The organism is Prauserella oleivorans, assembly GCF_042685745.1.
Lineage (GTDB): Bacteria > Actinomycetota > Actinomycetes > Mycobacteriales > Pseudonocardiaceae > Prauserella_A > Prauserella_A oleivorans.
In genome coordinates this window covers 2,475,097-2,502,060 of sequence record NZ_JBHUNT010000001.1, presented here as the reverse complement: position 1 = coordinate 2,502,060, position 26,964 = coordinate 2,475,097, and the positions used below count along the sequence as shown (strand labels likewise).

The 26,964-nt window shown below is 72.1% G+C and carries 33 protein-coding genes; 13 read left to right on the top strand and 20 right to left on the bottom strand.

What is annotated here, in order from left to right; translation table 11 throughout:
* Positions 1 to 5 precede the first annotated feature (5 nt).
* A complete protein-coding gene (locus ACFSZT_RS12380) occupies positions 6 to 1,268 on the bottom strand; it encodes an ABC transporter substrate-binding protein (protein WP_377394368.1) in 1,263 nt (420 codons plus the stop codon).
* Between the two features lie 240 nt (positions 1,269 to 1,508).
* Here ACFSZT_RS12380 and ACFSZT_RS12375 point away from each other — a divergent pair, with 240 nt between their 5' ends.
* The 4 genes from ACFSZT_RS12375 to ACFSZT_RS12360 all read left to right on the top strand — a co-directional run bounded on the left by ACFSZT_RS12375 (position 1,509) and on the right by ACFSZT_RS12360 (position 3,582).
* A complete protein-coding gene (locus tag ACFSZT_RS12375) occupies positions 1,509 to 1,691 on the top strand; it encodes a hypothetical protein (protein ID WP_377394370.1) in 183 nt (60 codons plus the stop codon).
* Between the two features lie 200 nt (positions 1,692 to 1,891).
* Positions 1,892 to 2,425, top strand: a complete 534-nt coding sequence (locus ACFSZT_RS12370) for a hypothetical protein (protein ID WP_377394567.1) — start codon at positions 1,892 to 1,894, stop codon at positions 2,423 to 2,425.
* Positions 2,426 to 2,455: 30 nt separating this feature from the next.
* Positions 2,456 to 2,935, top strand: a complete 480-nt coding sequence (bcp, locus tag ACFSZT_RS12365) for a thioredoxin-dependent thiol peroxidase (RefSeq protein ID WP_377394372.1) — start codon at positions 2,456 to 2,458, stop codon at positions 2,933 to 2,935.
* A gap of 38 nt (positions 2,936 to 2,973) precedes the next feature.
* Positions 2,974 to 3,582: a maleylpyruvate isomerase family mycothiol-dependent enzyme gene (locus ACFSZT_RS12360; protein WP_377394374.1), complete on the top strand. Its 609-nt coding sequence runs from the start codon at positions 2,974 to 2,976 to the stop codon at positions 3,580 to 3,582.
* 67 nt (positions 3,583 to 3,649) lie between these two features.
* On the opposite strand, the gene rdgB is transcribed toward ACFSZT_RS12360, so the two are convergent.
* From rdgB to ACFSZT_RS12335, 5 genes are read right to left on the bottom strand one after another with little or no spacing between them, the layout of a single operon-like run.
* Positions 3,650 to 4,264 carry an RdgB/HAM1 family non-canonical purine NTP pyrophosphatase gene (rdgB, locus tag ACFSZT_RS12355; protein WP_377394376.1) on the bottom strand — a complete coding sequence of 205 codons (615 nt, stop codon included), beginning with the start codon at positions 4,262 to 4,264 and terminating at the stop codon, positions 3,650 to 3,652.
* Entirely contained in the window at positions 4,261 to 5,043 is a 783-nt protein-coding gene (gene rph / locus ACFSZT_RS12350) for a ribonuclease PH (RefSeq protein ID WP_377394378.1), read from the bottom strand. The genes rdgB and rph overlap by 4 nt, the downstream gene beginning before the upstream one ends.
* Positions 5,044 to 5,068: 25 nt before the next feature.
* Positions 5,069 to 5,839: an MBL fold metallo-hydrolase gene (locus tag ACFSZT_RS12345; protein ID WP_377394380.1), complete on the bottom strand. Its 771-nt coding sequence runs from the start codon at positions 5,837 to 5,839 to the stop codon at positions 5,069 to 5,071.
* Between the two features lie 39 nt (positions 5,840 to 5,878).
* A complete protein-coding gene (gene murI / locus ACFSZT_RS12340; protein WP_377394382.1) occupies positions 5,879 to 6,670 on the bottom strand; it encodes a glutamate racemase in 792 nt (263 codons plus the stop codon).
* A gap of 16 nt (positions 6,671 to 6,686) precedes the next feature.
* Positions 6,687 to 7,370 (bottom strand): rhomboid family intramembrane serine protease, encoded by a 684-nt coding sequence (locus tag ACFSZT_RS12335; protein ID WP_377394384.1) that lies wholly within the window; start codon positions 7,368 to 7,370, stop codon positions 6,687 to 6,689.
* A gap of 172 nt (positions 7,371 to 7,542) precedes the next feature.
* Between ACFSZT_RS12335 and ACFSZT_RS12330 the strand changes: the two genes are divergently transcribed.
* On the top strand, positions 7,543 to 7,902 hold the full coding sequence (locus ACFSZT_RS12330) for a group I truncated hemoglobin (RefSeq protein ID WP_377394386.1): 360 nt from the start codon (positions 7,543 to 7,545) through the stop codon (positions 7,900 to 7,902).
* 95 nt (positions 7,903 to 7,997) lie between these two features.
* Here the strand turns inward: ACFSZT_RS12330 and ACFSZT_RS12325 are convergent, their stop codons facing one another.
* From ACFSZT_RS12325 to clpS, 6 genes are all read right to left on the bottom strand, one after another.
* Positions 7,998 to 8,948: a PLP-dependent cysteine synthase family protein gene (locus ACFSZT_RS12325; protein ID WP_377394388.1), complete on the bottom strand. Its 951-nt coding sequence runs from the start codon at positions 8,946 to 8,948 to the stop codon at positions 7,998 to 8,000.
* A 2-nt stretch (positions 8,949 to 8,950) separates the two neighbouring features.
* A complete protein-coding gene (locus tag ACFSZT_RS12320) occupies positions 8,951 to 9,229 on the bottom strand; it encodes a MoaD/ThiS family protein (protein WP_377394390.1) in 279 nt (92 codons plus the stop codon).
* Between the two features lie 76 nt (positions 9,230 to 9,305).
* Positions 9,306 to 9,770 carry a Mov34/MPN/PAD-1 family protein gene (locus ACFSZT_RS12315; protein ID WP_377394392.1) on the bottom strand — a complete coding sequence of 155 codons (465 nt, stop codon included), beginning with the start codon at positions 9,768 to 9,770 and terminating at the stop codon, positions 9,306 to 9,308.
* 165 nt (positions 9,771 to 9,935) lie between these two features.
* Positions 9,936 to 10,988 carry a P1 family peptidase gene (locus tag ACFSZT_RS12310; RefSeq protein ID WP_377394394.1) on the bottom strand — a complete coding sequence of 351 codons (1,053 nt, stop codon included), beginning with the start codon at positions 10,986 to 10,988 and terminating at the stop codon, positions 9,936 to 9,938.
* A complete protein-coding gene (locus ACFSZT_RS12305; protein WP_377394396.1) occupies positions 10,985 to 11,542 on the bottom strand; it encodes a DUF2017 domain-containing protein in 558 nt (185 codons plus the stop codon). The genes ACFSZT_RS12310 and ACFSZT_RS12305 overlap by 4 nt, the downstream gene beginning before the upstream one ends.
* On the bottom strand, positions 11,539 to 11,823 hold the full coding sequence (clpS, locus tag ACFSZT_RS12300) for an ATP-dependent Clp protease adapter ClpS (protein WP_377394398.1): 285 nt from the start codon (positions 11,821 to 11,823) through the stop codon (positions 11,539 to 11,541). The genes ACFSZT_RS12305 and clpS overlap by 4 nt, the downstream gene beginning before the upstream one ends.
* A gap of 141 nt (positions 11,824 to 11,964) precedes the next feature.
* Between clpS and ACFSZT_RS12295 the strand changes: the two genes are divergently transcribed.
* Genes ACFSZT_RS12295 through ACFSZT_RS12285 form a run of 3 tightly spaced genes read left to right on the top strand, consistent with a single transcriptional unit; the run spans position 11,965 to position 14,804 of the window.
* Entirely contained in the window at positions 11,965 to 13,263 is a 1,299-nt protein-coding gene (locus ACFSZT_RS12295; protein WP_377394400.1) for a nicotinate phosphoribosyltransferase, read from the top strand.
* A gap of 39 nt (positions 13,264 to 13,302) precedes the next feature.
* Positions 13,303 to 13,875, top strand: a complete 573-nt coding sequence (locus tag ACFSZT_RS12290) for an isochorismatase family protein (protein ID WP_377394402.1) — start codon at positions 13,303 to 13,305, stop codon at positions 13,873 to 13,875.
* Positions 13,872 to 14,804 carry a sugar kinase gene (locus tag ACFSZT_RS12285; protein ID WP_377394404.1) on the top strand — a complete coding sequence of 311 codons (933 nt, stop codon included), beginning with the start codon at positions 13,872 to 13,874 and terminating at the stop codon, positions 14,802 to 14,804. Before ACFSZT_RS12290 ends, ACFSZT_RS12285 begins: the two co-directional genes overlap by 4 nt.
* A gap of 1 nt (position 14,805) precedes the next feature.
* Here ACFSZT_RS12285 and ACFSZT_RS12280 read toward each other — a convergent pair whose 3' ends face one another.
* Both ACFSZT_RS12280 and ACFSZT_RS12275 read right to left on the bottom strand, forming a co-directional pair.
* The gene (locus ACFSZT_RS12280) at positions 14,806 to 15,459 is read right to left on the bottom strand and encodes a choice-of-anchor P family protein (protein WP_377394407.1); all 654 of its coding nucleotides are present in this window, start codon (positions 15,457 to 15,459) and stop codon (positions 14,806 to 14,808) included.
* Between the two features lie 53 nt (positions 15,460 to 15,512).
* Positions 15,513 to 16,340 carry a glycerophosphodiester phosphodiesterase gene (locus ACFSZT_RS12275; RefSeq protein WP_377394409.1) on the bottom strand — a complete coding sequence of 276 codons (828 nt, stop codon included), beginning with the start codon at positions 16,338 to 16,340 and terminating at the stop codon, positions 15,513 to 15,515.
* 218 nt (positions 16,341 to 16,558) lie between these two features.
* Here ACFSZT_RS12275 and ACFSZT_RS12270 point away from each other — a divergent pair, with 218 nt between their 5' ends.
* Together ACFSZT_RS12270 and ACFSZT_RS12265 are read left to right on the top strand one after the other, a co-directional pair.
* Positions 16,559 to 18,637 carry an ATP-dependent DNA helicase gene (locus ACFSZT_RS12270; RefSeq protein ID WP_377394411.1) on the top strand — a complete coding sequence of 693 codons (2,079 nt, stop codon included), beginning with the start codon at positions 16,559 to 16,561 and terminating at the stop codon, positions 18,635 to 18,637.
* Positions 18,638 to 18,664: 27 nt separating this feature from the next.
* Positions 18,665 to 19,012 carry a hypothetical protein gene (locus ACFSZT_RS12265; RefSeq protein WP_377394413.1) on the top strand — a complete coding sequence of 116 codons (348 nt, stop codon included), beginning with the start codon at positions 18,665 to 18,667 and terminating at the stop codon, positions 19,010 to 19,012.
* A gap of 3 nt (positions 19,013 to 19,015) precedes the next feature.
* On the opposite strand, the gene ACFSZT_RS12260 is transcribed toward ACFSZT_RS12265, so the two are convergent.
* From ACFSZT_RS12260 to ctaD, 3 genes are read right to left on the bottom strand one after another with little or no spacing between them, the layout of a single operon-like run.
* Positions 19,016 to 19,774, bottom strand: a complete 759-nt coding sequence (locus ACFSZT_RS12260) for an aminoacyl-tRNA hydrolase (protein ID WP_377394415.1) — start codon at positions 19,772 to 19,774, stop codon at positions 19,016 to 19,018.
* The gene (serB, locus tag ACFSZT_RS12255) at positions 19,771 to 21,000 is read right to left on the bottom strand and encodes a phosphoserine phosphatase SerB (RefSeq protein ID WP_377394417.1); all 1,230 of its coding nucleotides are present in this window, start codon (positions 20,998 to 21,000) and stop codon (positions 19,771 to 19,773) included. Before serB ends, ACFSZT_RS12260 begins: the two co-directional genes overlap by 4 nt.
* Complete coding sequence (gene ctaD / locus ACFSZT_RS12250) at positions 20,997 to 22,781, bottom strand: aa3-type cytochrome oxidase subunit I (RefSeq protein ID WP_377394419.1); 1,785 nt, start codon at positions 22,779 to 22,781, stop codon at positions 20,997 to 20,999. The genes serB and ctaD overlap by 4 nt, the downstream gene beginning before the upstream one ends.
* Positions 22,782 to 22,906: 125 nt before the next feature.
* On the opposite strand from ctaD, the gene ACFSZT_RS12245 reads away from it, so the two are divergent.
* Positions 22,907 to 23,752, top strand: a complete 846-nt coding sequence (locus ACFSZT_RS12245) for a phosphotransferase family protein (protein WP_377394421.1) — start codon at positions 22,907 to 22,909, stop codon at positions 23,750 to 23,752.
* A 13-nt stretch (positions 23,753 to 23,765) separates the two neighbouring features.
* Here the strand turns inward: ACFSZT_RS12245 and ACFSZT_RS12240 are convergent, their stop codons facing one another.
* Positions 23,766 to 24,515 carry an alpha/beta fold hydrolase gene (locus ACFSZT_RS12240; protein ID WP_377394423.1) on the bottom strand — a complete coding sequence of 250 codons (750 nt, stop codon included), beginning with the start codon at positions 24,513 to 24,515 and terminating at the stop codon, positions 23,766 to 23,768.
* A gap of 38 nt (positions 24,516 to 24,553) precedes the next feature.
* Between ACFSZT_RS12240 and ACFSZT_RS12235 the strand changes: the two genes are divergently transcribed.
* Positions 24,554 to 25,069, top strand: a complete 516-nt coding sequence (locus ACFSZT_RS12235) for a GNAT family N-acetyltransferase (protein WP_377394424.1) — start codon at positions 24,554 to 24,556, stop codon at positions 25,067 to 25,069.
* Positions 25,070 to 25,185: 116 nt separating this feature from the next.
* Here the strand turns inward: ACFSZT_RS12235 and ACFSZT_RS12230 are convergent, their stop codons facing one another.
* Both ACFSZT_RS12230 and ACFSZT_RS12225 read right to left on the bottom strand, forming a co-directional pair.
* A complete protein-coding gene (locus ACFSZT_RS12230; RefSeq protein WP_377394426.1) occupies positions 25,186 to 25,482 on the bottom strand; it encodes a hypothetical protein in 297 nt (98 codons plus the stop codon).
* A gap of 28 nt (positions 25,483 to 25,510) precedes the next feature.
* Positions 25,511 to 26,686: an alkaline phosphatase family protein gene (locus ACFSZT_RS12225; RefSeq protein WP_377478396.1), complete on the bottom strand. Its 1,176-nt coding sequence runs from the start codon at positions 26,684 to 26,686 to the stop codon at positions 25,511 to 25,513.
* A 4-nt stretch (positions 26,687 to 26,690) separates the two neighbouring features.
* Between ACFSZT_RS12225 and ACFSZT_RS12220 the strand changes: the two genes are divergently transcribed.
* Complete coding sequence (locus tag ACFSZT_RS12220) at positions 26,691 to 26,894, top strand: FmdB family zinc ribbon protein (RefSeq protein ID WP_377394430.1); 204 nt, start codon at positions 26,691 to 26,693, stop codon at positions 26,892 to 26,894.
* The last annotated feature ends 70 nt before the right edge of the window (positions 26,895 to 26,964 follow it).

Sequence of the window (26,964 nt, the reverse complement as noted above, 5' to 3'; positions counted from 1 at the left end):
CCTCGTCAGCCCTGACCTCGGCTGAGCTCGGTGCGCACGGTCCGCAGCGCGCCGGACCGGTCGTAGGTGTACACCTCGATCGTCGCCTGGCCCGGCTCACCCTGCTCGATGAAGTCGAGCGGCCCGCTCACGCCGTCGTAGTCGATATCGCGGTTCTGGTTGAGCAGGTCCTTGCACTGCCGGAACGACGTGCACTTCTGCCCGTCCTTCGTGATCCCGTTGATCTCCCTCGCGAAGGCGGCGGGATCGGTCGAGTTGGCCTTGTGCGCGGCCAGCGCGATGATCATCACGCAGTCGTACACCTGCGGCGCGAACTGCAGTTCCCGCAGGTCCGGGGCGAACTGCCGGAGCTGGCGGATGTACTCCTGGTTCGCCGCCGACGCCGGCGCGGTGCCCTTCATGCCGCTGATGACGCTGGGGTCGCCGGGCGACACGAGCGACGCCAGCTCCTCGCTGCGCAGCCCGTCGGCGCCGTACACGCCGATCTGCCGCGGCCCGACACCCGCCTCGATCATCGACTGCAGGATCTGGGTGCCCTCCTCGAACGCGATCACCGCAGCCGCGTCCGGCCGCGCGTTGCGGATCTGCTGCACGAGCTGCTGGAAGTTGGTCGCCTCGGGGTCGTAGGTCTGCGCCAGCACCACGGTGGCGCCTGCTTGCTCGAGCGCCCGCCTGGTGGACTCCATCAGGCCGCGCCCATAGTCGTCGGCGCGGGCGACGAGCGCCACGCGGTTGTGCCCGTCCTCCCGGATCACCTTGCCGAGCACCGGCCCCTGCAGGGCGTCGCTCGGGGCGGTGCGGAAGTAGAAGCCGCCGTCGTCGTAGTTGGTGAACGTCGGGGCCGTGTTCGACCCGGAGCACTGCACCACCCCGGAGCCGGTCACGTTGTCGATGAAGGCCAGCGACATGCCCGATGCCGCCGCACCGATGATCGCGTCCGGTCCCCTGGCGAGCACGCGGTCCGCGGACTGCACGGCGACGGCCTCCTGGCCGCCCTCGTCGGCGCCGGTGATCTCGGGGACCTGCTGGCCCCGTACCCCGCCGGCGTCGTTGATCGTCTTGATCGCGAACTTCGCGGACTGGATCTGCGGTGGCCCCAGGTAGGCCAGCTGACCCGTCTCGGGCAGGACATAGCCGAGCTGCAGCGCTCCGCCCTGGTCACCGCCACCACCGCCGCCTTCTCCGTCGCCGCCGTTACCGCACGCGGTCACCACCAATGCCGTCACGCTCAGGCAGACAGCGCACCGCCGGATTCTCGACGCTCGCATCACTCCGCCTCCCGTCATCCCGTGAATGAAGGGCGGCGGACCGGCGGACCTACCGGGCACGTTCGCTCGGTGGGCGGCACAGACCCCGCCCAGCTTGTGGCCGGGAGCGTAAGCACGCCGGGCCGCCCGGGTGAACGATGAATGTCCGATTGATATGTCGCCTTGACTGTCCTGTCAGCCGCGTTGGACGTGCAGTAACGTCGGTCGCACAGCCTGCGCACACCGGGAGGGAGAGACGGCATGTCCGCACGCAACCCGCTGCGCTGGCCGGGACTGCTCGCCGACTGGTTCGAGATGCGCGGCGTCTACGTTCCCGGCGAGGACAACCGCCTCGTCGACCCGTGGCGGGACTGGGGCTGGCTGATCGTGGGGTGGCTCGCCACGCTCGCGGTATTCATCCTGCTGTTCGCGCTCGCGCTCTGAGCGCGGTCAGTGACTGCGCTCACTACGTGTACGACTCTGGTCACGGACAGGACACGGCCCTACACCAGGTCCGCCTCAACCCCGTGGCGCCGGTGGCAGCGCGCCACTCGCGTCGCCACAGTGGATCGAGGCGGCAGGGTGCCGCCACCGAATGGAGCACCAGCTCCTCGCGGGCGGAGCAAAGGAGTGGCGGCGTGCGAATGCGGAGGCCTGCGCTGGCCGTCTGCGCGCTACTGGCACTGACCTCGTGCGCCACCTCGGGCGCCGAGAGCACCGGCCCGGCGGCTTCCACGACGGTGCAGACCACGACGGCGCCGCGCAACGCCGGCTCGGCACCGGGCTCGGTGATCGAGTTCGGCACCGACTACCGCTTCGACTCCGGCCTCGTCGTCACCGTCTCGGGCCCCAAGCCGTTCCGGCCGAGCGAGTCGGCCTACCCGCGCGCCGAGCGGGCCGCGGCGTTCAGCGTGGTCGTGTACAACGAGTCCGGCCAGCCCTACCGCCTCTCCGGGCTCAGCGTCAGCGCGACCGCCGACGACCGGGCCGCCACGCAGGTGGTGGACCCGACCCAGGGTTTCAACGGCATCGTCGACGCCGACCGGGACCTGCCGCCGGGCGAGATCGTGCGTCTCTCCTTCGCCTTCGTCGTCCCGGCCACCACCAGCCCGGTACGGCTCACGGTGCGGCCGGACACCTCGACGCCGGCGCGCGCGATCTACACCGGCACGGTGTGAGCCGGGGCCGCCGCCGGTTAGGCTCACGGCATGACCGAGCAGAAGCGGCTGGCACCCGGAGACAAGGCACCCGAGTTCACCTTGACCGACAGCGAGGGCAACGAGGTCTCCCTCGCCGACTTCCGGGGCCGCTCCGTCGTCGTGTACTTCTACCCCGCCGCGGGCACGCCCGGCTGCACCAAGCAAGCCTGCGACTTCCGCGACAACCTCGCCGAACTGGATGACGCGGGCTACCAAGTCCTCGGCATCTCTCCGGACAAGCCGGAGAAGCTGGCGAAGTTCGCCGCGAAGGAAGGCCTGACCTTCCCGCTGCTCTCGGACCCGGACAAGACCGTGCTCACCGCCTACGGCGCGTTCGGCGAGAAGAAGAACTACGGACGCGTGGTGCAGGGTGTCATCCGGTCGACGTTCATCGTCGATCCGGAGGGCACGATCGCCAAGGCGATGTACAACGTGCGCGCCACCGGGCACGTCGCGAAGCTGCTCCGGGAGCTCGACCTGAGCGCCTGAGCGAGATCCTGCCATCGACGCAAAGGAGCGACGAGGGGATGACGACCAGCCGCGCCACCACGGCCACCAGAACGTGGATGGACGAGAGCACCGCGCTTCTGCTGCGCACCGTGGACAGCCTGAGTGAGGCCGATTTCGACGCGCCGAGCGCGCTGCCCGGGTGGACGCGGCGGCACCTCGTCGCGCACGTCCACTTCAACGCCGAGGCGCTGCGCAGGCTGGTCAGCTGGGCGCGCACCGGCGTGGAGAACCCGATGTATCCGAGCGTGGACCATCGCAACGCGGAGATCGAGCAGGGCGCCACGCTGCCGCCGGAGCGGCTGAGGGAACTCGTGCACGGCTCCGCCGCGGCGCTCGCCGCCGACCTCGACGCACTGCCGGACGCCGCGTGGCGGAACGAGATCACCACACGGCAGGGCCGCACCATCCCGGCGACCGAGATCCCGTGGATGCGGGCCGTGGAGGCCGCCGTGCACACCGTCGACCTCGGCGTCGGCGTGGACTTCGCCGATCTGCCCGGGGATTTCGTGCACGCGCTGGTCGAGGACACGCTCGCCGCCCGGCTCGCGCAGGGGCACGGGCCGGATCTCGCCCGCTGGCTCACCGGCCGCACCTCGACCGCCCCGGCGCTGGGGCCGTGGCTGTAGCGGCTCCCGCCGGGCTTCCGGCTTGGCTTCTCGCTGCGGCTGAGCGGAAGCCACGGCGGGCACGCGCTCAGCGCGTCTGGGCGAACTCCCACAGATACGGCAGCAGCGCGCGCAGCGCACGGCCGCGATGCGACGACGAGTCCTTCTCCGCCGGGTCGAGCTCCGCCGAGGTCCGGCTCTCCCCCTCCGGCACGAAAATGGGGTCGTAGCCGAACCCGTTGGTACCCCGCGGCTCCCGGATGATCGTGCCCGGCCACTCGCCGCGCACCACGACCTCCTGCTCGTCGGGCACCACGAACGCGGCCGCGCAGACGAACGAGGCGCCGCGCCGCTCGTCGGGGGTGTCGCGCAGCTGGTTGAGCACCAGCTCGAGGTTGGCCTGGTCGTCGCCGTGCCTGCCGGCCCACCGGGCGGAGAGCACGCCCGGCATGCCGCCCAGCGCGTCCACGCTCAGCCCCGAATCGTCGGCGATCGCGGGCAGCCCGGTGGCCTTCGCGGCATCGTGCGCCTTGGCCAGCGCGTTCTCCTCGAACGTCGCACCGGTCTCCGGCGCCTCGGGAAATTCGTCCACATCGGACAACCCCAGCACCTCGACCTCACCCAGGCCGCGCTTGAGCAGGATGCGCCGGAGCTCCTCGAGCTTCTTCGCGTTGCGTGTGGCGAGGAGGATCCGCCGGCTCACTTGGATCCCTTCGACTTCTTGTCCATGGGAGCCGGTTCGGGCAGCTCGCCGGGATAGGGCTCCGCGAGCGCCTCGGCCTGCTTGCGAGCCAGCTCGGCACAGCCGGCCTGCGCGAGATCCAGCATCTTGTCCAGAGTGGACCGGGTGAACGTGGCGCCCTCGCCGGTGCCCTGCACCTCGATGAGCGTGCCCGCGTCGGTGGCGACGACGTTCATGTCGACCTCCGCGCGCGAGTCCTCCTCGTACGGCAGGTCGAGCCGCACGCGCCCGTCGACGACGCCGACGCTGACCGCCGACACCGTGGCGGACAACGGCTTCGGGTCGGCGAGCCTGCCCGCCGCACCGAGCCAGGTGATCGCGTCGGCCAGCGCAACGTAACCACCCGTGATCGCCGCCGTCCGCGTGCCGCCGTCGGCCTGGATCACGTCGCAGTCGATCATGATCGTGTTCTCGCCGAGCGCGGCGAGGTCGATGCACGACCGCAGCGAGCGGCCGATGAGCCTGCTGATCTCGTGGGTCCGCCCGCCTATCCGGCCCTTGACGGACTCGCGGTCGCCGCGCGAATGGGTCGCCGACGGCAACATGGCGTACTCGGCGGTGACCCAGCCGAGCCCGGATCCGGCCCGCCACCGGGGCACGCCCTCGGTGACGCTGGCGGCGCACAGCACCTTGGTGTCGCCGAACTCGATCAGCACGGAGCCCGCCGGCCACTGCTGGAAGCCACGGGTGATCCGCACCTCGCGGAGCTGGTCGTCGTTCCTGCCGTCTTTTCGCACCACGGGGCCAGAGCCTAGTCCGCGGCCCTCACACGTCGTAGACGGCGCCCTGGGTGACCGCGTCGACCTGCCCCGCGTACACCTCGCGGGCCTCGGCGACCACGGCCGAGGCGTCGGTCCACGGCGCGATGTGGGTCAGCAGCAGCCGGCCCGCGCCCGCCCTCGCGGCCAGCTCGCCCGCCTGCCTGCCGGACAGGTGCACGCCCGAGGGCCGGTCCGGCGAGTCCGTCCACGAGGCCTCGGCCAGCAGTACGTCAGCGTCGGCGGCAAGCTTGTCGAGCTCCTCGCACGGCCCGGTGTCCCCGGTGTAGGCCAGCGTCCGGCCGCCGTGCGTGAGCCGCACGCCGTACGCCTCGGTCGGATGATCCATCGGCACCGCGGTCACCTCGAACGGGCCGATGGCGATCGGGTCGGGCGAGAGCGGACGGAAGTCGTAGACGTCGGTGAGGTCGGTCCGCACGCGCTCGGCCTCGTCCGGCGCGTAGGCATTGGCGAGCCGCGCGGGCGCCTCGGCCGGTGCGTACACGGTGAGCCGGTGCGCGGCCGTGTCGTACGGCGGCGCCGGGTGGTAGCGGCGCAGGACGGTCAGCGCGCTGACGTCGGCGCAGTGGTCGGGATGCAGATGCGACAGGACGAGCGCGCCGAGGGCGAACGGATCGCCCACGGCCTGCAGCTGCGCGAGGGTGCCGTTGCCGAGATCGAGGGCGAGCACGAAGCCGTCGGCTTCGACGAGGTAACCGGACGCCGCCGTGTTGGGCCCGGGGATACTGCCCGAGCAGCCGAGGATGGTGAGTCGCACGATCGTCACCATGCCACGCCGGATCGCGGCGTGCCCGCGCTACGTGGCGGCGAGCACGGGACCGAATCCCATGAACCGGTGCGCCAGGCGCGTGAACGGCTCCGCCGGGCCCGTCGCGAGGAACTGGTGGGACGGCGGCTCGTCGCCGTCCGCGAGCAGGTCACGTTCGGTGAGGACACGCACGACGTCCTTCGCGGTCTCCTCCGCGCTGGAGACCAGCGTGACGTCCGGGCCCATGACGATCTGCAGCACACCGGTGAGCAGCGGATAGTGCGTGCAGCCGAGGATGAGCGTGTCCACCCCGGCGCGGGCGAGCGGTTCGAGATAGCCCTCCGCCAGACCGAGCACCTGCCGCCCCGACGTGATGCCACGCTCCACGAAGTCCACGAAGCGCGGGCAGGCCACACTCGTCAGGCACACGTCCTTCGCCGCGGCGAAGGCGTCGTCGTAGGCACGCGATCGTACGGTGCCCTCGGTGCCGATCAACCCGATACGGCCGTTGTGGGTCGCCGCGACCGCGCGGCGCACGGCAGGCAGCACGACCTCGATCACCGGGATGTCGTAGCGCTCACGGGCGTCACGCAGGCAGGCGGCCGACGCGGTGTTGCAGGCGATCACGAGGGCCTTGACGCCGTCGGCGACGAGCCCGTCGAGCGCCTCCAGCGCCAGCTCCCGCACGCGCGCGATCGGCAGCGGGCCGTACGGCGCGTGGGCGGTGTCGCCGACGTAGCGCAGACTCTCGGCGGGGAGCTGGTCGGCGATGGCGCGAGCGACAGTCAGCCCGCCGACCCCGGAGTCGAAGATCCCGATCGGGGCACTCGCACGACTCACGCCTCGAGCTTAACCGTCACGTCGGGCCGGGCTGCCCGGGCGGTGGCGGGAGCCGGGTGGACGTGCCGGGCCCGCCGGCCCGCCTCCGGTCCGCCCTGGCGACGACCCACGCCGCCAGCACACCGCCGAGCGCGCCGAACAGGTGACCCTGCCACGAGACACCGGGGTTTCCGGGCAGCACGCCCCAGAGCATCCCGCCCCACACGAACAGCAGGACCACCGCGACGAGCAACTGCGACACGCTGCGGTTGAAGAGCCCGCGCACCAGCAGGAACGCCAGCCAGCCGAACGCCAGCCCCGACGCACCGACCGTCACCGTGTCCGGAGGTGCCGTGAGCCACACGCCGACGCCGCCGACCAGCCAGATCGTGACCGTGACGGCGATCCACTGCCCGATCCCACCCGCCATCGCGAGGAACGCGAAGACCAGCACCGGCACGGTGTTGGCGAAGACGTGGCTCCAGCTACCGTGCAGCACCGGCGCCCACGCGATGCCGTCGAGCCCGGCGAGCGAGCGCGCGACGATCCCGCCGTGGTCGAGCTCCGCCGGCAGCAGCGCGTCGACGAGCTCGACGAGGTAGAGCAACACGGTGAACGAGAGCGCGACGATGCCGGCGGCCACCGGTTTCGGTGGCAGAATGCGCTTCGCGGCGCCGGTCCGCTGGGGCGGCCGGCCGGACGGGAGAGGCTGGGTGCTCACGACTTCAGGCTACGGCGGGAACACTCCCGGCGACCTCGGTGAGAACCCTGAACTTCGGCCCCCGGGGACGCTTGTCCTTCCCCACTGACGCCCACACTCGGTGATGGTTTGGTTGCGTGGCGTTGATACCACGCACATGCGCGGGAAACATTGCGCCGGTTCCCTGTGCGCCATGAGCATTTACGAGCAGATCGGCGGGCAGGACGCCATCATCGCCGTCGTCGACGACTTCTACGAGCGGGTGCTGGACGACCCGCAGCTCGCGCCGTTCTTCCGGGGTTCGAACATGCCGCGGCTCAAGGGCATGCAGGTCGAGTTCTTCACGCAGGCGCTGGGCGGTCCCGAGGTTTACTCGGGCCGGTCCATGAAGGAGGTCCACCGCGGCCGGGGCATCGCGGGTGAGCACTTCGACCTCGTGGCGAAGTACCTCGCCGAGTCGCTGCTGGCCGCGGGTGTCCCGAACGACACCGTCGACCAGATCATCGGCGCCGTCGCGCCGCTGAAGGACGACATCGTCTCCACCGCCGGCTGAGCGGAGGGACGCGGCGCCGGCTCCGGTGACCCCGCCCTGGTCGGCTGGGGTTCACCGAGCCCGAAGCGTCGTGCCGCACGCACCGGCCCGCGGGATCAGGCCCAGAGCTGGCCGTCCAGGCGCTCGGCGGCCTCGTCGAGCGAGCCGCTGTAGGCGCCGGTGGACAGGTACTTCCAGCCCGCGTCGGCCACGACGAACGCGATGTCGGCCCGCTCGCCCTTCGCGATGGCCTTCTCCGCGGTGCCCAGAGCCGCGTGCAGCACGGCACCGGTGGAGATGCCGGCGAAGATGCCCTCCAGCTCCAGCAGCTGCCGCGTACGGCGTAGGGCGTCGTAGGCACCGACGGAGTACCGGCCGCTGAGCACATCCGGGTCGTACAGCTCGGGCACGAACCCCTCGTCGAGGTTGCGCAGGCCGTACACCAGCTCGCCGTAACGCGGTTCGGCGGCGATGATCTGCACGTCCGGCTTGTGGTCGCGCATGTACCGGCCGACGCCGACGAGCGTGCCCGTGGTGCCCAGTCCGCCGACGAAGTGCGTCAGGGTCGGCAGGTCCTTGAGCAGCTCGGGCCCGGTGCCGTAGTAGTGCGAGTCGGCGTTGGCCGGGTTGCCGTACTGGTAGAGCATGACCCAGTCCGGGTTGGCCTTCGCCAGCTCCTTGGCCCGGCGCACGGCTTCGTTCGAGCCGCCCGCCGCGGGCGAGTAGATGATCCGCGCTCCGTAGGCCTGCAGCAGCTGCTTGCGCTCCGCCGAGGTGTTCTCCGGCATCACGCACACCATGCCGTAGCCCTTGAGCTTGGCGGCCATGGCGAGCGAGATACCGGTGTTACCCGACGTCGGCTCCAGGATCGTCGCGCCCGGGCGCAGCAGGCCGTCCCGCTCGGCGGCCTCGATCATGGCGAGCGCGGGCCGGTCCTTGATCGAGCCGGTCGGGTTGCGGTCCTCGAGCTTGGCCCAGAGGCGGACGTCGTCCGACGGCGACAGGCGCGGCAACCCCACGAGCGGGGTGCCACCCAGCGCGTCGAGCAGGGACTCGTAGCGAGCCATGGTCAGCGTGCGCCGCCGGCGACCGCGGGCAGGATCGTCACGGTGTCGCCGTCCTTCACCTCGGCGTCGAGCCCGCCCGCGAAGCGGACGTCCTCGTCGTTGACGTAGACGTTGACGAAGCGGTGCAGCTTCTCATCCTTGACCAGGCGCGCCTTCAGGCCACCGTGGCGCGACTCGATGTCGTCGATCACCTCCGCCACCGTCTTGCCGGACGCCTCGACGGACTTCTCGCCGCCGGTGTGCGTACGCAGGATCGTGGGGATGGAGACGGTCACGGCCATGGGTTACCTCCGCTGATGGTTCTGACAGGACAGACGTCTGGGCACGCGGGAAAATTCCGCGTGTGACCCGGGCTACCTACTGCGCGTCGGGGATGTCGTCGTTGCCGGTGTTGGCGAACATGTACGACTCGACGACCTCGACCGGCTCCTCGGTCACGACCCCGTCGACGATGCGGTAGGAACGGAACTCGTGCTCTTCCGGGTCCCTGGTCGAGACCAGCACGTAGTGCGCGAAGGGCTCCTGGGCCAGCTTGATGTCGGTCCGCGAGGGATACGCCTCGGTGGCGGTGTGCGAGTGGTAGATCACGACGGGTGCCTCGTCGTTCGCGGCCATCTCGCGGTAGAGCTTGAGCAGGTCGCCGGAGTCGAACTCGTAGAACGTCGGCGAGCGCGCCGCGTTGACCATGGGGATGAAACGCTCGGGGCGGTCACTACCGTCGGGGCCCGCGATGACACCACAGGCCTCGTCGGGGTGGTCACGACGGGCGTGGGCGACGATCGCGTCCACGAGGTCACGGCGGATCCGAAGCACGGTGAACATCTTACGGGCCGGACAAGCGCTGTTCACACCTTGGGACGGACCGCCGACTCGTAGCTCCGTGCCTGGTCAGCGTGCCCGTGGGCGGGTTCCGTGCCGCGGAGCCCCTCGGTGGCGGCCGATGGGAGCTATGCCACAACGCCCGCGCCCGGCCGGAGCCGGACGGCGTCACCCTTCGGAGTCGAACGCCTCCGGCCAGACGTCGCGGTAGGCCCGCAGCCCCGGCACCGAGGTCGCCGCGAGCACGCCGTGCACCATCGCCCGGGCGAACACGCGAGCGGCGGCCGTGCACAGCTGGTCGAGCGCCGCGCTGCGGTCGGCCTCGCCGATCCGGCCCGCCTCCCGGGACAGCTCCCGCGTGCCCGTGGCCAGCGCGAACACGGTGTCGCCGTCGTACATGGTGTGGGCGGGCCGCACCGCCCGCGCGAGCCCGTCCTGGGCGGCGACGGCCAGCCTGCGGCACTCGGCCTTCGACAACGCGGCGTCCACGGCCACCACGCCGATCGTGGTATTCAGGTCCCTGCCCTCCGAGGTCAGCGACACCGCTCGCGCCGGCCAGCGTGCCACGCCGAACTCGCCGTCGACCTCGTGGTCGGCCGCGTATGGTTCGCCCGTCTCCAGCCGCACGGCCTCGCCCGCGGCGTTCACCACGGCCAGCGCGCCGACGGTGAACTCGCCGACGCGCTCGCTCGCCGTGCCGATGCCGCCCTTGAGCGAGCCGACCTGCGCGCCCGCGCCCGCGCCGACGGTGCCCTGCGCGACGGGACCGGCCGTGGCCGCCTCGCACGCGGCGTAGCCGAACGCGACGTCCGGCCGGTTGCCCCAGTTGTTGCGGGGCAGATCGAAGATGACGGCCGCCGGCACGATCGGCACGACCTCGTGCGGCCTGGCGCCGACCGGGAACCCCCGGTGGCGCTCGCCGAGCCAGCGGACGACGCCGTCCGCGGCCGCCAGGCCGTAGGCGCTGCCGCCGGACAGGCACACGGCGTCCACCCGCTGCACGAGGTTCTCCGGCGCGAGCAGGTCGGTCTCCCGCGTACCTGGCGCGCCGCCACGCTGGTCGACCGCGGCCACCGCCTGCCCGGGAACGAGTACCACCGTGGCTCCGGTGGCCCAGCCCCGGCCGATCCGGTGGTGGTGGCCGACGAGCACACCCGGCACGTCGGTGATCGCGTTGCGGACGGTGCCCTGCGGGGCGGCCGATCCCCGGCTCTCCGTCATTCGGTGAGCGCCTGCACGAGGCTCTCCTGCACCCACGTCAGCCAGTGGTAGACGCCGAGATGCGGAGCGCGCGGATCGTCCTCGGGAAGCTCGTCGGGCATGTCCTCGGTGACGTCGAGGGCGGTGCCCAGCGCCAGCCGGACGTCGTTGAGCGCCGAGAGCCACGCGTCGGCCTGCTCGTAGCTGAGCCGGATGTCTCCGCCCTCGGGCGGCAGCGTGTCGAGCACGACGGCGGCGACGCCCACCTTCGCGTCCAGCACCTCGGGCTCGTGCAGGGAGCGCAGCACCGCCGCCGAGTCGAGGTCCTCCTTGCTGGGGTTGTCGGGGTCGAGGCGGTGGAAGTCGGGCAGCAGCCGGGACAGCACCGGATCGTCCGGGCTCTCCGACGGTCCGGTGCGGATGCCGGTGAGGTCGGCGAGCTCGTCCTGCGGAGCTTCCTCCGCGCGCGCTCGCAGCATGTCGTCGATCTGGCTGACCAGGCCCCGCAGGACCGCGGCCTCCTGCTGCTCGAACCCGGCGAGTACGCGGCCGCCCTTGCGGCGCCAGCCCCTCACGGCTGCTCCATCGTGGCCCAGAGACCTGCCGCGTGGAGTTTGGCGACGTCCGCCTCCACCTTTTCCTTGCTCCCCGACGACACCGCGGCCTTGCCCTTGTGGTGCACGTCGAGCATGAGCTTGGTGGCGTGGTCCCTGCTGTATCCGAACAGCTTCTGGAACACGTACGTCACGTACGACATCAGGTTGACCGGGTCGTTCCAGACGATGGTCTGCCACGGTCTGTCCTCGGCACTCTGGTCAGCGCCGAGTGTCTGTTCGGCCTCGACAGGCGTGGTCATGTCCCCATGTTGTCACGCCGTGTGCGGTGCGCGCGGCACCAGGTCCGGCCGTGTGGGTGACCCATGACGGCGCGTGTGCGCGGCACGCTCGCCCACCCGTGTCGCCATCACCGGGCCGGACCCGCCCGATAGATTCTGGGCATGGCCCCCGCGGAACTGACCGGCACCAGCACCGCCCTGCTGACCGACCACTACGAACTGACCATGCTGGGCAGCGCGCTCACCGACGGCACCGGAGACCGGGACTGCGTGTTCGAGGTCTTCGCCCGCAGGCTCCCCAACGGCCGGCGGTACGGCGTGGTTGCGGGCACGGCGCGGGTGCTCGACGCCATCGCCGACTTCCGCTTCACCGACGCCGAGCTCACCCAGCTCGAACAGACGGCGGTGGTGGACTCCGACACGCTGTCCTGGCTCGCGGACTACCGCTTCACCGGCGACATCGACGGCTATCCCGAGGGAGAGCTGTACTTCCCCGGCTCGCCGATCCTCACGGTGCGCGGCACCTTCGCCGAGGCCGTGCTGCTGGAGACGCTGCTGCTCTCGATCCTCAACCACGACAGCGCGATCGCCTCCGCGGCGGCCCGGATGTCCAGCGCCGCGGCCGGCAGGCCCATCATCGAGATGGGCGGCAGGCGCACCCACGAGATGTCGGCCGTCGCCGCGGCGCGGGCCGCCTACCTCGCCGGCTTCGCGACGACGTCGAACCTCGAGGCGGGCCGCCGCTACGGAATCCCGACGCGCGGCACCACGGCCCATGCCTTCGTGTTGCTGCACGACAGCGAGGAAGCCGCGTTCCGCGCCCAGGTCGCGAAGATGGGCGCCGACACCACGCTGCTCGTGGACACCTACGACATCACCAAGGGCATCGAGACCGCGGTCCGGGTCGCCGGGCCGGAACTCGGCGCGATCCGTATCGACTCCGGTGACGTCGGCGTGCTGGCTCGCAAGGCCCGCGAACAGCTCGACGCTCTCGGCGCCAAGGACACCCGGATCATGGTGTCCGGCGACCTCGACGAGCACGCGATCGCGGCGCTGCGCGCCGAACCGGTGGACGCCTACGGGGTGGGCACGTCCGTCGTGACCGGCTCCGGCGCCCCGACGGCGGGCATGGTCTACAAGCTCGTCGAGGTGAACGGCAGGCCGGTCGCGAAACGCAGTGAGCACAAGGCGTCGCGCGGCGGGCGCAAGTCGGCCCTGCGCAGGCACAAGCCCACCGGAACGGCCCTGGAGGAGGTCGTCTACCCCACCGGCAAGCCGCCGGAGCGGGGCGAGCATGATCGCGAGCTCATGATCCCGCTCATGCGCTCTGGACAACCGGTGGACGACCTGCCCACTCTGGAGGACGGGAGGCAGCGGCTGCGCCGGGGGCTGGTGAGCCTGCCGTGGGAGGGGCTCAAGCTTTCCCACGGCGAACCCGCCATCCCGACCACGTTCAGCTAGCGCCGGGTGCGGGTGCCCCACGAGACACAGGAGGCAGGCATGACGACCGCGCTGATCGTCGTGGACGTGCAGAACGACTTCTGCGAGGGCGGCTCCCTCGCGGTGGCGGGCGGGGCCGCGGTCGCCGGGGAGATCTCGGAGTTCGTGCGCGGGCAGGCGTACGACCACGTCGTCGCCACCCGCGATTACCACATCGACCCCGGCGCCCACTTCAGCGACAACCCGGACTACGTGCGCTCGTGGCCCCGGCACTGCGTGGCGGGCACACCGGGCGCGAGTTTCCATCCGCAGCTCGACATCGGACCGATCACGGCCGTGTTCTCCAAGGGCCAGTACAGCGACGGCTACTCCGGCTTCGAAGGCACCACGGACACCGGTGAACAGCTGGCGGACTGGCTGCGCACGCGCGGGGTGACCGACGTGGACGTGGTCGGCATCGCCACCGACCACTGCGTGCGGGCCACCGCGCTCGACGCGGCGGAGGCGGGCTTCACCGTGCGGGTGCTGGCCGGTCTCACCGCAGGCGTCGACCAGTCCACTGTGGACAAGGCGCTGGCGGAGCTGGCGGCCGCGGGTGTACCGGTCGACGGAAGCCCCCGGGTCGCTTCGTGAGTGCTGCCGGCCTGCTGACCTTCGGCGAGAGCATGGCCGCGTTCAGCACCACCACGGGCAAGCTGCGCCATGCCGAGACGGTCGACGTCGGGGTCGCCGGTTCGGAGTCCACAGTGGCCATCGGCGTGGCCCGGCTCGGCGTGGCGGCGGCGTGGACGGGCCGGGTCGGCGCCGACGAACCCGGTGCGCTGGTGCTGGCGCGGCTACGGGACGAGCAGGTCGACGTCTCCGGGGCCGTCACCGACCCGGAGGCGCCGACGGGCCTGGTGCTCAAGGACTTCCGCACCCGCGACTCCGCCCGCACGGCGTTCTACCGGCACGGCAGCGCCGGCGCCCGGCTGGCCCCGGAGGACCTGTGCGAGGACCGCATCCGCGACGCGGGCGTGCTGCACCTGACCGGCATCACGCCCGCACTGTCGGACACCGCGGCCAAGGCGGCCTTCGCCGCGACCGAGATCGCCGGCGAAGCCCGGGTGCCGGTGTCGCTCGCGCTCAACTTCCGGCCCGCGCTGTGGTCGCCGGACGACGCCCGCGGCGTGCTGCTCGACCTCGTCACCAGGGCCGACATCGTGTTCGCGGACGAGGCCGAGGCCCGGCTGCTCGGGTTCGACGGCACGGCCGAGGATCTCGCCGCCGAGCTGGCTTCGCTCGGGCCTGACGAGGTCGTGGTGACGCGCGGCCCGCGGGGCGCCGTCGCCGAGCTGGGCGGGTCCCGGTACGACGTGCCGTCCTATCCCGTGCGCGCCGTCGATCCGGAAGGCGCCGACGACGCGTTCGTCGCCGGTTACCTCGCGGACTTCCTCAGCGGCGCCCCGCCCGATCGCCGGGTACGGACGGCGGCCGCGTGCCGCGCCGCCGCGATGTCGGTGGAGGGCTGGACCGGCCTCCCCGACCGCGAGGAGCTCCGGCAGCTGACGCGGTCGCGCTGAGTCAGCCGCCGTACGGATCACAGGTCGCCGACCCGACGCGGATGTCGCCGCTGACGGGTCCGCCCTCCGGGAACAGCGTGATGCGCAGGGCGGAGGTGGTGAGGCTGCCGTCCGGCGGTTCCGGGGCGGTGAATTCGTTGAGCACCAGCCTGGCCATGGGCGGGTCACCCTGGTGCGCGCCGGGGATGGTCACGACGTGGTTCGGCGGGATGTCGGCAGGCAGCGGGAAGCCGGAGACGCCGCCGAGCTCGACGTGACCGCTGCTGCCGTTGCGGGTCGTATGGCATTCGGCCGAGTAGGTCCGCACACGGATCACCGGGCCGCCGTACTCCTCCAGCACCGACGTCTCGAACCGCTGCCCGGAGGCCGTCGCGGTGGACGTGCCGTCCTCGGCGCGGGCGCAGCGGGTCTGCCCGCGGCCGTACTCGGTGTCGTCGCCGACGCGGACGCCGGACGTGGACCCGGCGGCGGGGCCGGCGACCGAGCACGGCGCGATGGGGCCGACATGCGTGGGCGTACCGTCCACCACGATCTCGGCCGTGCCGAGGGAGGCCGAGGCCGTCGACGCGGGCGCGGCGTGGGCCGGTACCCCGGCCGTCGCGGCGGCCACCAGTACCGCCGTGGCCGCGGTCCTCGCTGTGGTCCTGGTCGACATCGCGCTCCTCCCGACGTTCACTGCGGGGCGCCCTGGCCCCACCTCGACATCGGTCAGCGAGCGCCCGCTCCTGACGGGCTCGCGGCCACACCACTCGCCCGGGTGAGCCGGTCCGCGCGCCAGTCGGCGTGCTCGCCCGCGCGGTTGGTGATGATCGCGTCGACGCCCAGGTCGGCGAGCGCCTGCCAGTGCTCGGGCTCGTCGACGGTATAGGGCATCACGGACACACCGGCCGCGGTGAGCTCGCCGACGGCGCCGGGCCGCAGGGTGGCGGCGCTGGGGTTGTACGCCACGGCACCGAAGGCACGGGCCGCCGCGACCGGGTCGGCGTCCATCGTGGACCGAAGGACGCCGATCGGCAGTTCCGGTGCCAGCTCGCGCGCGTCGCGCAGCACCCGTTCGTCGAAGCTCTGCACCAATACCCGGTCCGCCAGGTCGTGCTCGAGCACGGCCGACACGATCGCACGCGACCCGGCCCTGGGCTGCGGGCCCTTCACCTCCAGCAGCACCCCCGAGCCGCTCTCGGCGAGCACGTCGAGGGCCTGGGCGAGGGTCGGCACGCGCTGGGCGGCGAACGCGGGCGAGAACCACGACCCCGCGTCCAGGCCCGTGACGTATGCCGCGTCGAGCTCGGCCACCACACCGGAGCCGTTCGTCGTCCGGTCCACCGTGGAGTCGTGCATGAGCACCGGCACGCCGTCGGCGGTGGTGCGCGCGTCGATCTCGACGTACTCGGCACCCGCGCGGACCCCGGCCTCGACGGCGGCGAGCGTGTTCTCCGGCGCCACGGCGGAATACCCGCGGTGCGCGACGGTCAGCGGGTCCTGGCCCGCGGTCCGGCGGGTCATGGCGTGGGGCGGAGCGGTCGCGGACTGTGGCACGGGACCAACCTCGGCGAATCGGCTCGCGTCAAGGCACTGGAGACGCTGCTGACGCTGTCCCCGCCCACGGTACGGACGACCGCGGGCGGGCGTCCCCGCTCGCGCCGTGAGTGTGACCGGCCCCACGGGTGCGAACGGACCCCTCGCGACGTTGCCGGGTCGGGACATGCGGCCGGTCCGGCCGATCCTGACGGTGGTGACCGGTAACGTCTCCTCCCGTGCCGGCCGACACCACCACCCTGCCCAGCGTCCGCGAGCTCCTCACCCACGCCGTCGAGGCCGTGGGCGGGACCGAACGCGAGGGCCAGGTGCGCATGGCGGAGGCGGTCGGCACGGCGATCCGCACGGGCGAGCACCTCGCCGTGCAGGCGGGCACCGGCACTGGCAAGTCGCTCGCCTACCTCGTCCCCGCCATCCGGCATGCCGTCGAGCACGGCACCACCGTGGTGGTCTCCACGGCCACCATCGCGCTGCAGCGCCAGCTCGTCGACCGGGACCTGCCGCGGCTGGCGAAGGCGCTCGCCAAGCCCCTCGGCCGCGAACCGACGTTCGCGATCCTCAAGGGCAGGCGCAACTACCTCTGCCTGCACCGCGTGCACACCGGCGCCCCCGAGGAGCCGGAGGACACGGGCCTGTTCGACGCCTTCGCCGTGTCCCGCATCGGCCGCGAGGTCAAGCGCCTGCACGAATGGTCGTCCGACACCGAGACCGGCGACCGGGACGAACTGGTGCCCGGCGTGTCCGAACAGGCGTGGCGCCAGGTGTCGGTCACCGCGCGGGAATGCCTCGGCGTGGCCCGCTGCCCCATCGGCGTCGACTGCTTCGCCGAACGCGCGCGGGGCGAGGCGGGCCGTGCCGACGTCGTGGTGACCAACCATGCGCTGCTCGCCATCGACGCGTTGCAGGAGCACCAGGTGCTGCCCGAGCACGAGCTGGTCATCATCGACGAGGCGCACGAGCTCGTCGACCGCGTGACGTCGGCCGCCACCGCTGAGCTCACGGCGTCGATGATCTCCGCGGCCACCCGGCGATGCGGCCGGATCATCGACGCCGACATCGCCGACCGGCTCCTGGAGGCGGGTGACGGCCTCGCCCTCGTGCTCGACGACCTGCCGCCGGGCCGCATGGACACGTTGCCGCAACCGCTGTCCGGCGCGCTCACCGTCGTGCGCGACGCGGCGCACGCGTGCCTCACCGCGCTGGGTTCCGAGCGCAAGGAGGACATCGAGGAAGCGACCGCGCGCAAGCTCGCGCGCTCGGCGCTGGACGAGGTGCACGACACCGCGGTCCGGCTGCTCGACGCCTTCGACGAGGACCAGGCCAACCGGCCCGACGTCGTGTGGCTGTCCCGCGACACCTACTCGACCTCGCCGCGACCGCCCGCGCTGCACGTCGCGCCACTGTCGGTGGGTGGTCTGCTCCGCGAGCGGGTGTTCGCCCGCAGCACGACGGTGCTCACCTCCGCGACCCTCGCGCTCGGCGGTGCCTTCGACACGCTGGCCCGCCAGTGGGGGCTGCCGCCGTCGCCCAAGCCCGCGCCCCAGGCCGACGGCACGGCCACCGACAAGCCCGCCCCCAGTGACTCCGAGGGCCTGCGCTGGACGGGCCTCGACGTCGGTTCGCCGTTCGACTACGGCCGCAACGGCATCCTCTACATCGCCAAGCACCTGCCGCCACCCGGGCGGGACGGGCTGGGCGAGCCCACGCTCAACGAGATCGCCGGTCTGATCGACGCCGCGGGTGGCCGCGCACTCGGCCTGTTCTCCTCGATGCGGGCGGCCAAGCAAGCCGCCGAGGAGCTGCGCGAGCGGTTGCCGTACCCGATCCTCTGCCAGGGCGACGACTCCACGTCCCTGCTGGTCGTCCAGTTCGCGGAGGAGCCGCGCACCTGCCTGTTCGGCACGCTGTCGCTGTGGCAGGGCGTGGACGTTCCCGGGCCCTCGCTACAGCTGGTGATCGTCGACCGGCTGCCGTTCCCGCGGCCGGACGACCCGGTGTCGTCGGCGCGGCAGCGTGCCGTGGAGGCCCGCGGCGGCAACGGTTTCCTCTCCGTCGCGGCCACCCACGCCGCGCTGCTGCTCGCGCAGGGCGCAGGGCGTCTGCACCGGTCCACGAGCGACCGCGGTGTCGTGGCCGTCCTCGACTCCCGGCTGGCCACCGCGCGGTACGGCGGGTTCCTGCGCGCGTCGCTGCCACCGCTGTGGCCCACCCAGGATCCGACGGTGGTGCGCGAGGCACTGCGCCGGCTGGACGCCGCTGCCCCAGGCCGGGCTTCGGTGACCAAGGCGCTACGGTGAAGGGAACCCCGAGGCAAGGGAGAGGTCGTGTTCCCCGACTCATCCACCGCACATTCCCGCTCCGTCAGCGTCGACGACACCGGAGTGCGCCGCCAGCTGGCTGATGGGACCGAGGAGTCCGTCAACTGGGAGGACCTGGCCACGGTGGTCGTGCGGGTGATTCCCGAGGGGCCGTGGAAGGAGGACGTCTTCCTGATGCTCGCGTCCTCCGACGGCACAGGCACTGCCGTGCCGAGCGGTGATCCCGCCGCCAACGCGCTCATCGAGCGACTGCAGACACTGCCTGGTTTCGACCACGACACGTTCGTCGAGGCCATGACCACCGACGCCGACCAGGCCTACGTCGTGTGGAAGGCCGGCGACCGGCAGGCCTGAGCGCTACTCCCGCCACTGCGCGAGCACGGTGACGGTGCCCGGCGCGATCTCCGTGAACCCGGCGTCGCGCACGGCGACCACCCGGTGTTCCTTCCACGTTGCGGCCGGATCGTGCGGGTACAGGCGTTGCCAGTCCGCAGGCGTGGCCGTGCGCACCGTGCAGCGGAAGCCTCGGTCCCGCCACGCCGCGAGGCGGTCGTCGTCCAGCAGCGCGGCGAGCAACATCGTGCCGTGTCCCACCTGCGCTGCGGCCTTGCCCGCGGTCATGGTGACGTCCGGATTGAGCAGTAACAACGGCCTGTCCGCGGGGGCGGGTCCGGGCTCGTCGGCCGGCAGGTCGGTGCCGGAGACCTGCAGGCGCGTCACTTCCTTGGGCAGAGCGCCGACACGGTCGGGAAGCAGCGCCCGCGCCTCCGCGCCGGCAACCGACACCGTGACTCCCGCGAGGTCCTGCACGGCGTTCCAGTGCGCGCCACGGGCCCGGCGGGCGACCTTGCGGATGTGACCGTCGAGCCAGGCGCGCACCGGTTCGTGCCAGTCCCCGCCCGCCTGTGCGCGCTCGTCGAGGCACACGGCCAGTGCCGCGGCGGCCGCCGCCTCCAGCAGCGGCGTGCGGGTGGGAGGTTCGGACCGTTCGATGCGCAGAATCACCGGCATCGCACGCACCTGATCCGGCGCCGCCTCGGGCTCGGCGGTCTCCTCGGCGGGCAGTCCCAGCCACGACGCGTACCGCGCCGCGAGCGGCTCCAGCAGGCCGGTCACGGCCGGACGAGCGGGAGGCCGTCGGCCGCGTCGGCTGCCTCGACCTCCGCCCGTGTCACACCGAGCATGAACAGCACGGCGTCGAGGTACGGGTACGACAGGGCGGCATCGGCCACCTCGCGCAGCGCCGGCTTGGCGTTGAACGCGATGCCCATGCCCGCCGCCGACAGCATGTCGATGTCGTTGGCGCCGTCCCCGACGGCCACACACTGCGCGAGCGGGATGCCGTAGCCCTCGGCGAAGCGCGCCAGTGCCGTCGCCTTGCCCGCGCGGTCGATGATCTGGCCGACGACGCGGCCGGTGAGCTTCCCGTCGACGATCTCGAGGTCGTTGGCGGCGGCGAAGTCCAGCCCGAGGTCGGACACAAGCCGGTCGATGATGCGGGTGAATCCGCCGGACACCACACCGCACCGGAACCCGAGCCGCTTCAGCGTCCGGATGGTGGTGCGCGCGCCCGGGGTGAGCTCGATCGCGTCGGCGACCTCGTCGAGCACCGACTCGGGCAGCCCCTCGAGCAGTGCGACCCGGCGTTCGAGCGACTCGGTGAAGTTGAGCTCGCCGCGCATGGCGGCCTCGGTGATCTCCCGCACCTGCGGCTCGACGCCCACGTACGCCGCGAGCATCTCGATCACCTCGCCCTGGATCAGGGTCGAGTCCACGTCGAACACCACGAGCCGCTTGGCCCGGCGCGACAGCCCCGCGCGCTGGATCGAGACGTCCAGACCGCCGCGGGCACCGACGTCGGCCAGGATCGACCGCAGCTCGGCGTCGGCCTCCGGGGTGTCCTTCGCCACCGAGAGCTCCACCTCGAGCCCCGTGACGGGGTAGTCGGCGATGCTGCGGATGGTGTCGATGTTGGCCTCCACGGAGGCCAGCCTGCGCGCGATCGCGTAGAACGACCGGGCCGTGACCGGCCGGCCGAGCAGCGTGAGCACGTGCGTGGGGCCCTGCCTGCCCGGCGCGAACGGGTCCGTGCCGATGGCCGACCCGATCCGCACGTCGACCGACATCGACACGGTCGCCATGGCCTGCTCGACGGCTTCCTGCAGCGCCTCCGGGTCACTCTCGACGCCCACCAGGACACCGAGCACCAGTTGCCCGCGGATCACCACCTGCTCGACGTCGAGCACCTCGACACCGTGCTTCGTCAGTGCCGCGAACAGCACCGACGAGACGCCCGGCTTGTCCGGCCCCGTCGTGGTGATCAGGACAGGCGTGGTGCTCACTGTTCGCTCGCGTTGTCCTTGTCGTGCCGGCCCGGGTAGGCCGCCGCGGTGAGCACCTCGGACGGCGCCGACTTCGCCTCCGGGTGCGGCAACGGCTTACCCGTGAAGGTGATGTGTCCCTCGCTGTGCAGTCGCTCGATCATGTGCGGGTAGTGCAGCTCGAACGCGGGCCGCTCCGACCGGATGCGCGGCAGTTCGGTGAAGTTGTGCCGCGGCGGCGGGCAGGACGTGGCCCACTCCAGCGAGTTGCCGTAGCCCCACGGGTCGTCCACCGTCACGACCTCGCCGAACCGGTAGCTCTTGAACACGTTCCAGATGAACGGCAGCGTCGAGGCACCGAGGAGGTAGGCGCCGATCGTGGAGATCGTGTTGAGCGTGGTGAAGCCATCGGTCACCAGGTAGTCGGCGTAGCGGCGCGGCATGCCCTCGGCACCCAGCCAGTGCTGCACGAGGAACGTCGCGTGGAAGCCGATGAACGTGGTCCAGAAGTGGAGCTTGCCCAGCGGCTCGTCCATCATCCGGCCGGTGATCTTCGGGAACCAGAAGTAGATGCCGGCGAACGTGGCGAACACGATCGTGCCGTAGAGCACGTAATGGAAGTGCGCCACCACAAAGTACGAATCGGACACCTGGAAGTCGATCGCCGGGGCCGCGAGCAGCACACCCGACAGACCGCCGAAGAGGAACGTGACGATGAAGCCGACCGAGAACAGCATCGGCGACTCGAAGGTCAGCTGTCCCTTCCACATGGTGCCGATCCAGTTGAAGAACTTCACACCGGTCGGCACGGCGATCAGGAAGGTCATGAACGAGAAGAACGGCAGCAGCACCGCGCCGGTGGCGTACATGTGGTGCGCCCACACGGACACCGAGAGCGCCGCGATGGCGAGCGTGGCCCAGATGAGGCCCTTGTAGCCGAACACCGGTTTGCGGCTGAACACCGGGAAGATCTCGGACACGATGCCGAAGAACGGCAGCGCGACGATGTACACCTCTGGGTGGCCGAAGAACCAGAACAGGTGCTGCCACAGGATCACGCCGCCGTTGGCCGGATCGAACACATGGGCGCCGAGGCGGCGGTCGGCGAGCAGGCCGAACAGGGCGGCGGTGAGGATCGGGAAGGCGATGAGGATGAGGATGCTCGTGACCAGGATGTTCCAGGTGAAGATGGGCATCCGCCACATAGTCATTCCTGGCGCGCGCAGGCATACCACGGTGGTGATCATGTTGACGGCGCCGAGGATCGTGCCGAGGCCGGACACCAGCAGGCCGGTGATCCACAGGTCCGCGCCCACGCCGGGGGAGTAGATCGCGTTCGACAGTGGCGTGTAGGCGAACCAGCCGAAGTCGGCCGCGCCGCCCGGGGTGAGGAACCCGCCGACGGCGGTCAGGCCGCCGAAGAGATACAGCCAGTAGCTGAGCGCGTTCAGCCGTGGGAAGGCGACATCCGGTGAGCCGATTTGCAGAGGCAGGATGAAGTTCGCGAATCCGAACAGCACCGGTGTCGCGTAGAGCAGCAGCATGATCGTGCCGTGCATGGTGAACAGCTGGTTGTACTGCTCCTGCGACAGGAACTGCAGCCCCGGGCGAGCCAGCTCGGTGCGGATGAACATGGCCATCGCCCCGCCGACCATGAAGAAGGCGAACGACGTGACCAGGTACATGATGCCGATCTGCTTGTGGTCCGTCGTGCGGAACAACCGCAGCAGGTACGAACCCTTCGCCGATTTCTGCGCCGGGTAGGGACGCGTCGCGATCGGCTTGGGGGCTACGGCCGTCACTCCTGCCTCCTGCACTCGAAAACCCCGCGATCCTTGCTGCGCCACGGGCGGGGACCCACGTTGGCTACGACAGATCGTAGCCGTCGCCGTTTCCGGCCTTGCGCACCGGCTGGGATGATCGCGTCATGCCGGACCGCCGCACCGCCCTCGCCGTCGCCGCGGCGGTCGGCGCGGCGCGCCGGTACGGGGTCCCCGCCGACGCCCCGGACGTGCTCGCCGACCGGTCGAATGTGCTGGTGAGACTGGGGAACGTGGTCGCCAGGGTGCCCGCCACCACAGCGCTGGCCAGGCCGGATGCCGCCGACTGGCTGGCCCGGGACGTGAGCCTCGCCTCGTTTCTCGCTCGCCGTGGCGCACCCGTCGTTGCGCCCACCGAGGACCCGCCCGCGGGCCCGCACCTGGTCGCGGGCCTTCCGGTGACCTTCTGGCGTTATGTCCGTCACGATCCCGCCGCGATACCCGCTCCCGGGGAGGTGGCCCGGTCGCTGGCGGAGATCCACGAGGCCGCGCGGGACTACCCCGGCCCGTTGCCCGGGGACGGTCCGGTGGCCGAGTTGTACCGGCTGCTCGATCTCGTCACGCGTGATCTCGGTGACGCCGCGCCCCGGCTGCGGGCCGACGCCGACCGGATCGCCGCCGAGATCGCGGCCGCGCCGGGTCCGCGGCAGGTGTTGCACGGCGACGCGCATCCCGGCAACCTGCTCGCCACCGCGGACGGCTGGCGCTGGATCGACTTCGAGGACACCTGGCGCGGACCGCTCGCCTGGGACCTCGCCGTGCTGAGCCGGACCGACCGCCTCGACGGCGCCGCCGCCGTCGCCGCCTACCCGGGGGCGCCGGACGCCGGCGCGCTGGCCCCGTTCGTCGCCCTGCGTGCGCTGTTCGGGGTGTGCTGGCGGTTCGTGATCGCCCGCCGCACACCTGCCCGGCTCGGCGAGGCCCGCGCGGCGCTGGCCGGTTACCTGCGCTGACGCGGTGCCCGGTTCAGCTCGGGTACCAGTCCAGGATCGCCTTCGCGACCGCGTCCGGGGCCTCCAGCGGTGTCAGGTGACCGGCTCCGGGCAGCACCTCCAGCCGCGCGTCGGGCAGAGCGTCGGCCATCGCACGGGCCTCGTCCGGCGGGGTGACGGTGTCCTGCTCGCCCACGATCACCAGTGCCGGCACCCCGGCCTGCCGGAGCGCCTCGGTGGAGTCCGGGCGCGCCGCCATGGCTCGTTGCGCCCACGCCACGCCCGCCGGCGCCTGCGCCTCGATCAGCTCCCGGACCGTGGCCACGACCTCGGGCCGGGCCTGGCGGGTCTGCTCCGACAGCAGGTTCGGCACCATCGCGTCGGCGAGCCAGCCGGTGATGCCCTCGGACTCGGCACGCTCGGCCGCCGTGAGCCGGTTCGCCCTCGCCTCGTCGGTGTCCGCGCCTGCCTTGGTGTCGACGAGCACGAGCCCGGCGATCCGCTCGGGCGCCGCCCGGAGCACGGCCAGCGTCACGTAGCCGCCCATCGAGCAGCCGCCCAGCACCACCCGGTCCAGTTCCAGCCGGTCGAGCAGGGCGAGGACGTCACGGGCGGCGTCGTCGAGGCTCGGTTCCCGGTCCGTCTCCGGCAGCGGCGTCCTGCCGAGTCCGCGCTGGTCGGGCGTGATGAGCCGGGTGCGCGCGGCCAGCGGTTCCCGCACGGCGTTCCACATCCGCGCGTCGACGGGGTAGGCGTGCAACAGCACGAGTGGGAGATCAGCCATGGGTCGATTCTGTCCGACCCGGCGGCTACGGTCAGGCCGTGGCTCCCGCTCTGCCCGACCTCCGGACCGAACGGCTGCTGCTGCGCCGGCTGGGTGTGGAAGACCTGCCCGCGGTCGTCGAGATCCAGACCGACCCGCGGACCCACCCCTACGATCCCCCACCCGAGTCGACCGCGCGGGTGCGGATGCAGTTCGTCCTGTGGCAGCGGCACTGGGTGGAGCACCGGTTCGGCTACCTGGCCGTCGTCGAGGTGGAGACCGGCCGGATCGTCGGGCTCGGCGGCGTGCAGTTCAAGGACCTCGAGGACGAGCCGGTGCTGAACCTGTACTACCGGTTCCGGCCCGAGGTGTGGGGCAAGGGCTACGCGCCGGAGATGGCGAAGGCCGTCCTCGCCTGGGCCGAGCGGGCGATCCCGGAACGGCCGGTGGTGATCGTCACCAACGTCGACAACGAGCCCGCGTGCCGGGTGGCGGAGAAGCTGGGCTTCGTGGAGTACCGGCAGGCCGACTACGACGGCGCACCGGCGCGCTTCTTCCGCAACCGCCCGCGTTGACCCGCACGACGACGATCAGCGTCGGGTACCCGTCACCTCGGTGCGGGTGACCGCGTCGAGGGTTACGCCCCGCTCAGCCGCCCCTGTGCAGGGCGGGGAGTGGGCTTCGGTGCCGTTCAACGGCGGCGCGTCGGCCTGCGCCGCCGCCTGGCCTGCCAGCAGCCGCTGTGCCAGTGCCTGCGGTCGGCCACCGAGCCGGTCTCGTCGGCGGGCCACGCCACGACGTGCGGGACCCCGGGCCGGATCTCGTGGTCGCAGCCGGGACAGCGGTAGACCTTCGTCGCCTGGGCCCCGGGAACCGTGCGCACGAGCCAGTCGCCGTCGTCCGCCGACTCCGCCTGCGCCCAGCCGGTGAACGTGCCGAGGGAGGGGCGGCCGCTCTGCCGGCGGCGGTTGTGGTGACGGCGGGGCATGCCGTCCACGGTATCGACCGGCGGGAGGTCAGCCGTAGGCGACGGCGAACGGCACCCGCTGCTCGGCGCTGGTGAACGAGCCGTGCTGGCCGATCAGCGACGACTCCGTCGGCTCCGCCTCCCGGCGCACCATGCCGAAGCTGTCCCGCGCGGCCGCGACGACGTCCCCGATGCGCGGCCGCACGTGGTCGGCGACCCGGGGGCCGAACCAACCCTGCGCGATGGCCTCCTCACGCGCGGCCACCCACGCGTGCTCGCCGAGGACCTCTCGCCAGGCCGCCAGCACGTCGCCGGCCGCGCCGGACTCGGTGTAGACGTGCCGTGCCCGCACCTCGCCGCCCAGCGCCCGAACCCCGGCCCGCAGCGCCGGCACGGTGTCCACGTCCACGACCGTGTCGTCCACGCGCACCATGCCGTGGTCGGCGACGACGGCCAGCACGGCCCCGGGCGGCAGGCCGTCCACGATCGACTCGACGAGCCGGTCCACCTGCCGCAGTTGCATGCGCCACGCGGGCGACCCCGGTCCGTACACGTGCCCGAGCAGGTCGAGTTCGCTGTGGTAGGCGTAGCAGAACGCCTTGGGCGGCCGCAGCGCCGCGAGCGCGCTCGCCGCGAGGTCGCCGAGCGCGTGCACACCGACGTAACCGCCGCCGCGCAACACGGCGCGCGTGAGCGCCGAGCCCGCGAACTGCGCCGCCGACACCACGCTCGTGGCGACCCCGGCCGCCGCCGCGCGCTCGAACGTCGTCCGCATCGGCTGCACCCGCTCGGCGGGCAGCTCGTCGCCCAGGTCGGGACCGCCCGGGTGGTGCCGCCAGCGCAGCGCGTTGACCACCCCCACACCCGGCACCTCGAAGGTGTAGCCGGCCATGCCGTGCTCCCCCACGGGCACGCCCGTGCCGATGGCCGCCAGGCCGGCCGCCGTCGTGGCGGGGTAGCCGACGCGGAGCGGGGTGCGGCGCAGTCCGTGGAGCACGGGGGCGTCGGCGGCGTGCTCGGCGAGCAGGTCCCAGCCGAGCCCGTCGATCAGCAGCACGCACGCCCGGGACACCTCCGGGACGTCGAGCGTGCGACTACAGCCGGGCACGCCGAGGGCCGCGAGCAGCGACGGCACGACCTCGCTCAGGTGCGGCGTGCCGGTGTCGATCAGCGGAGAGGCCACGCCGACAGCTTCCCACTCCGTGCGCCGCCGGGCGATAATCATCGGCATGCCGACCTACGCCTACCGCTGCCGGGAATGCACCACGACGTTCGAACTCAACCGGCCGATGAGCGAGTCGAGCGAGCCCGCCAGCTGCCCCGAGGGCCACGACGACACCGTCAAGCTGCTCACCACCGTGGCGCTCACGGGTTCGGCGAGCGCCCCGGCACCCGTCGGCGGCTGCTGCGGCGGCGCCTGCGGCTGCGGCTAGGAACAGCCGGCACCGACCGCAGGCTCGTGTTGCCGGCCGGATGCCTGACCCGCGGGCAGCTCACCCGGCG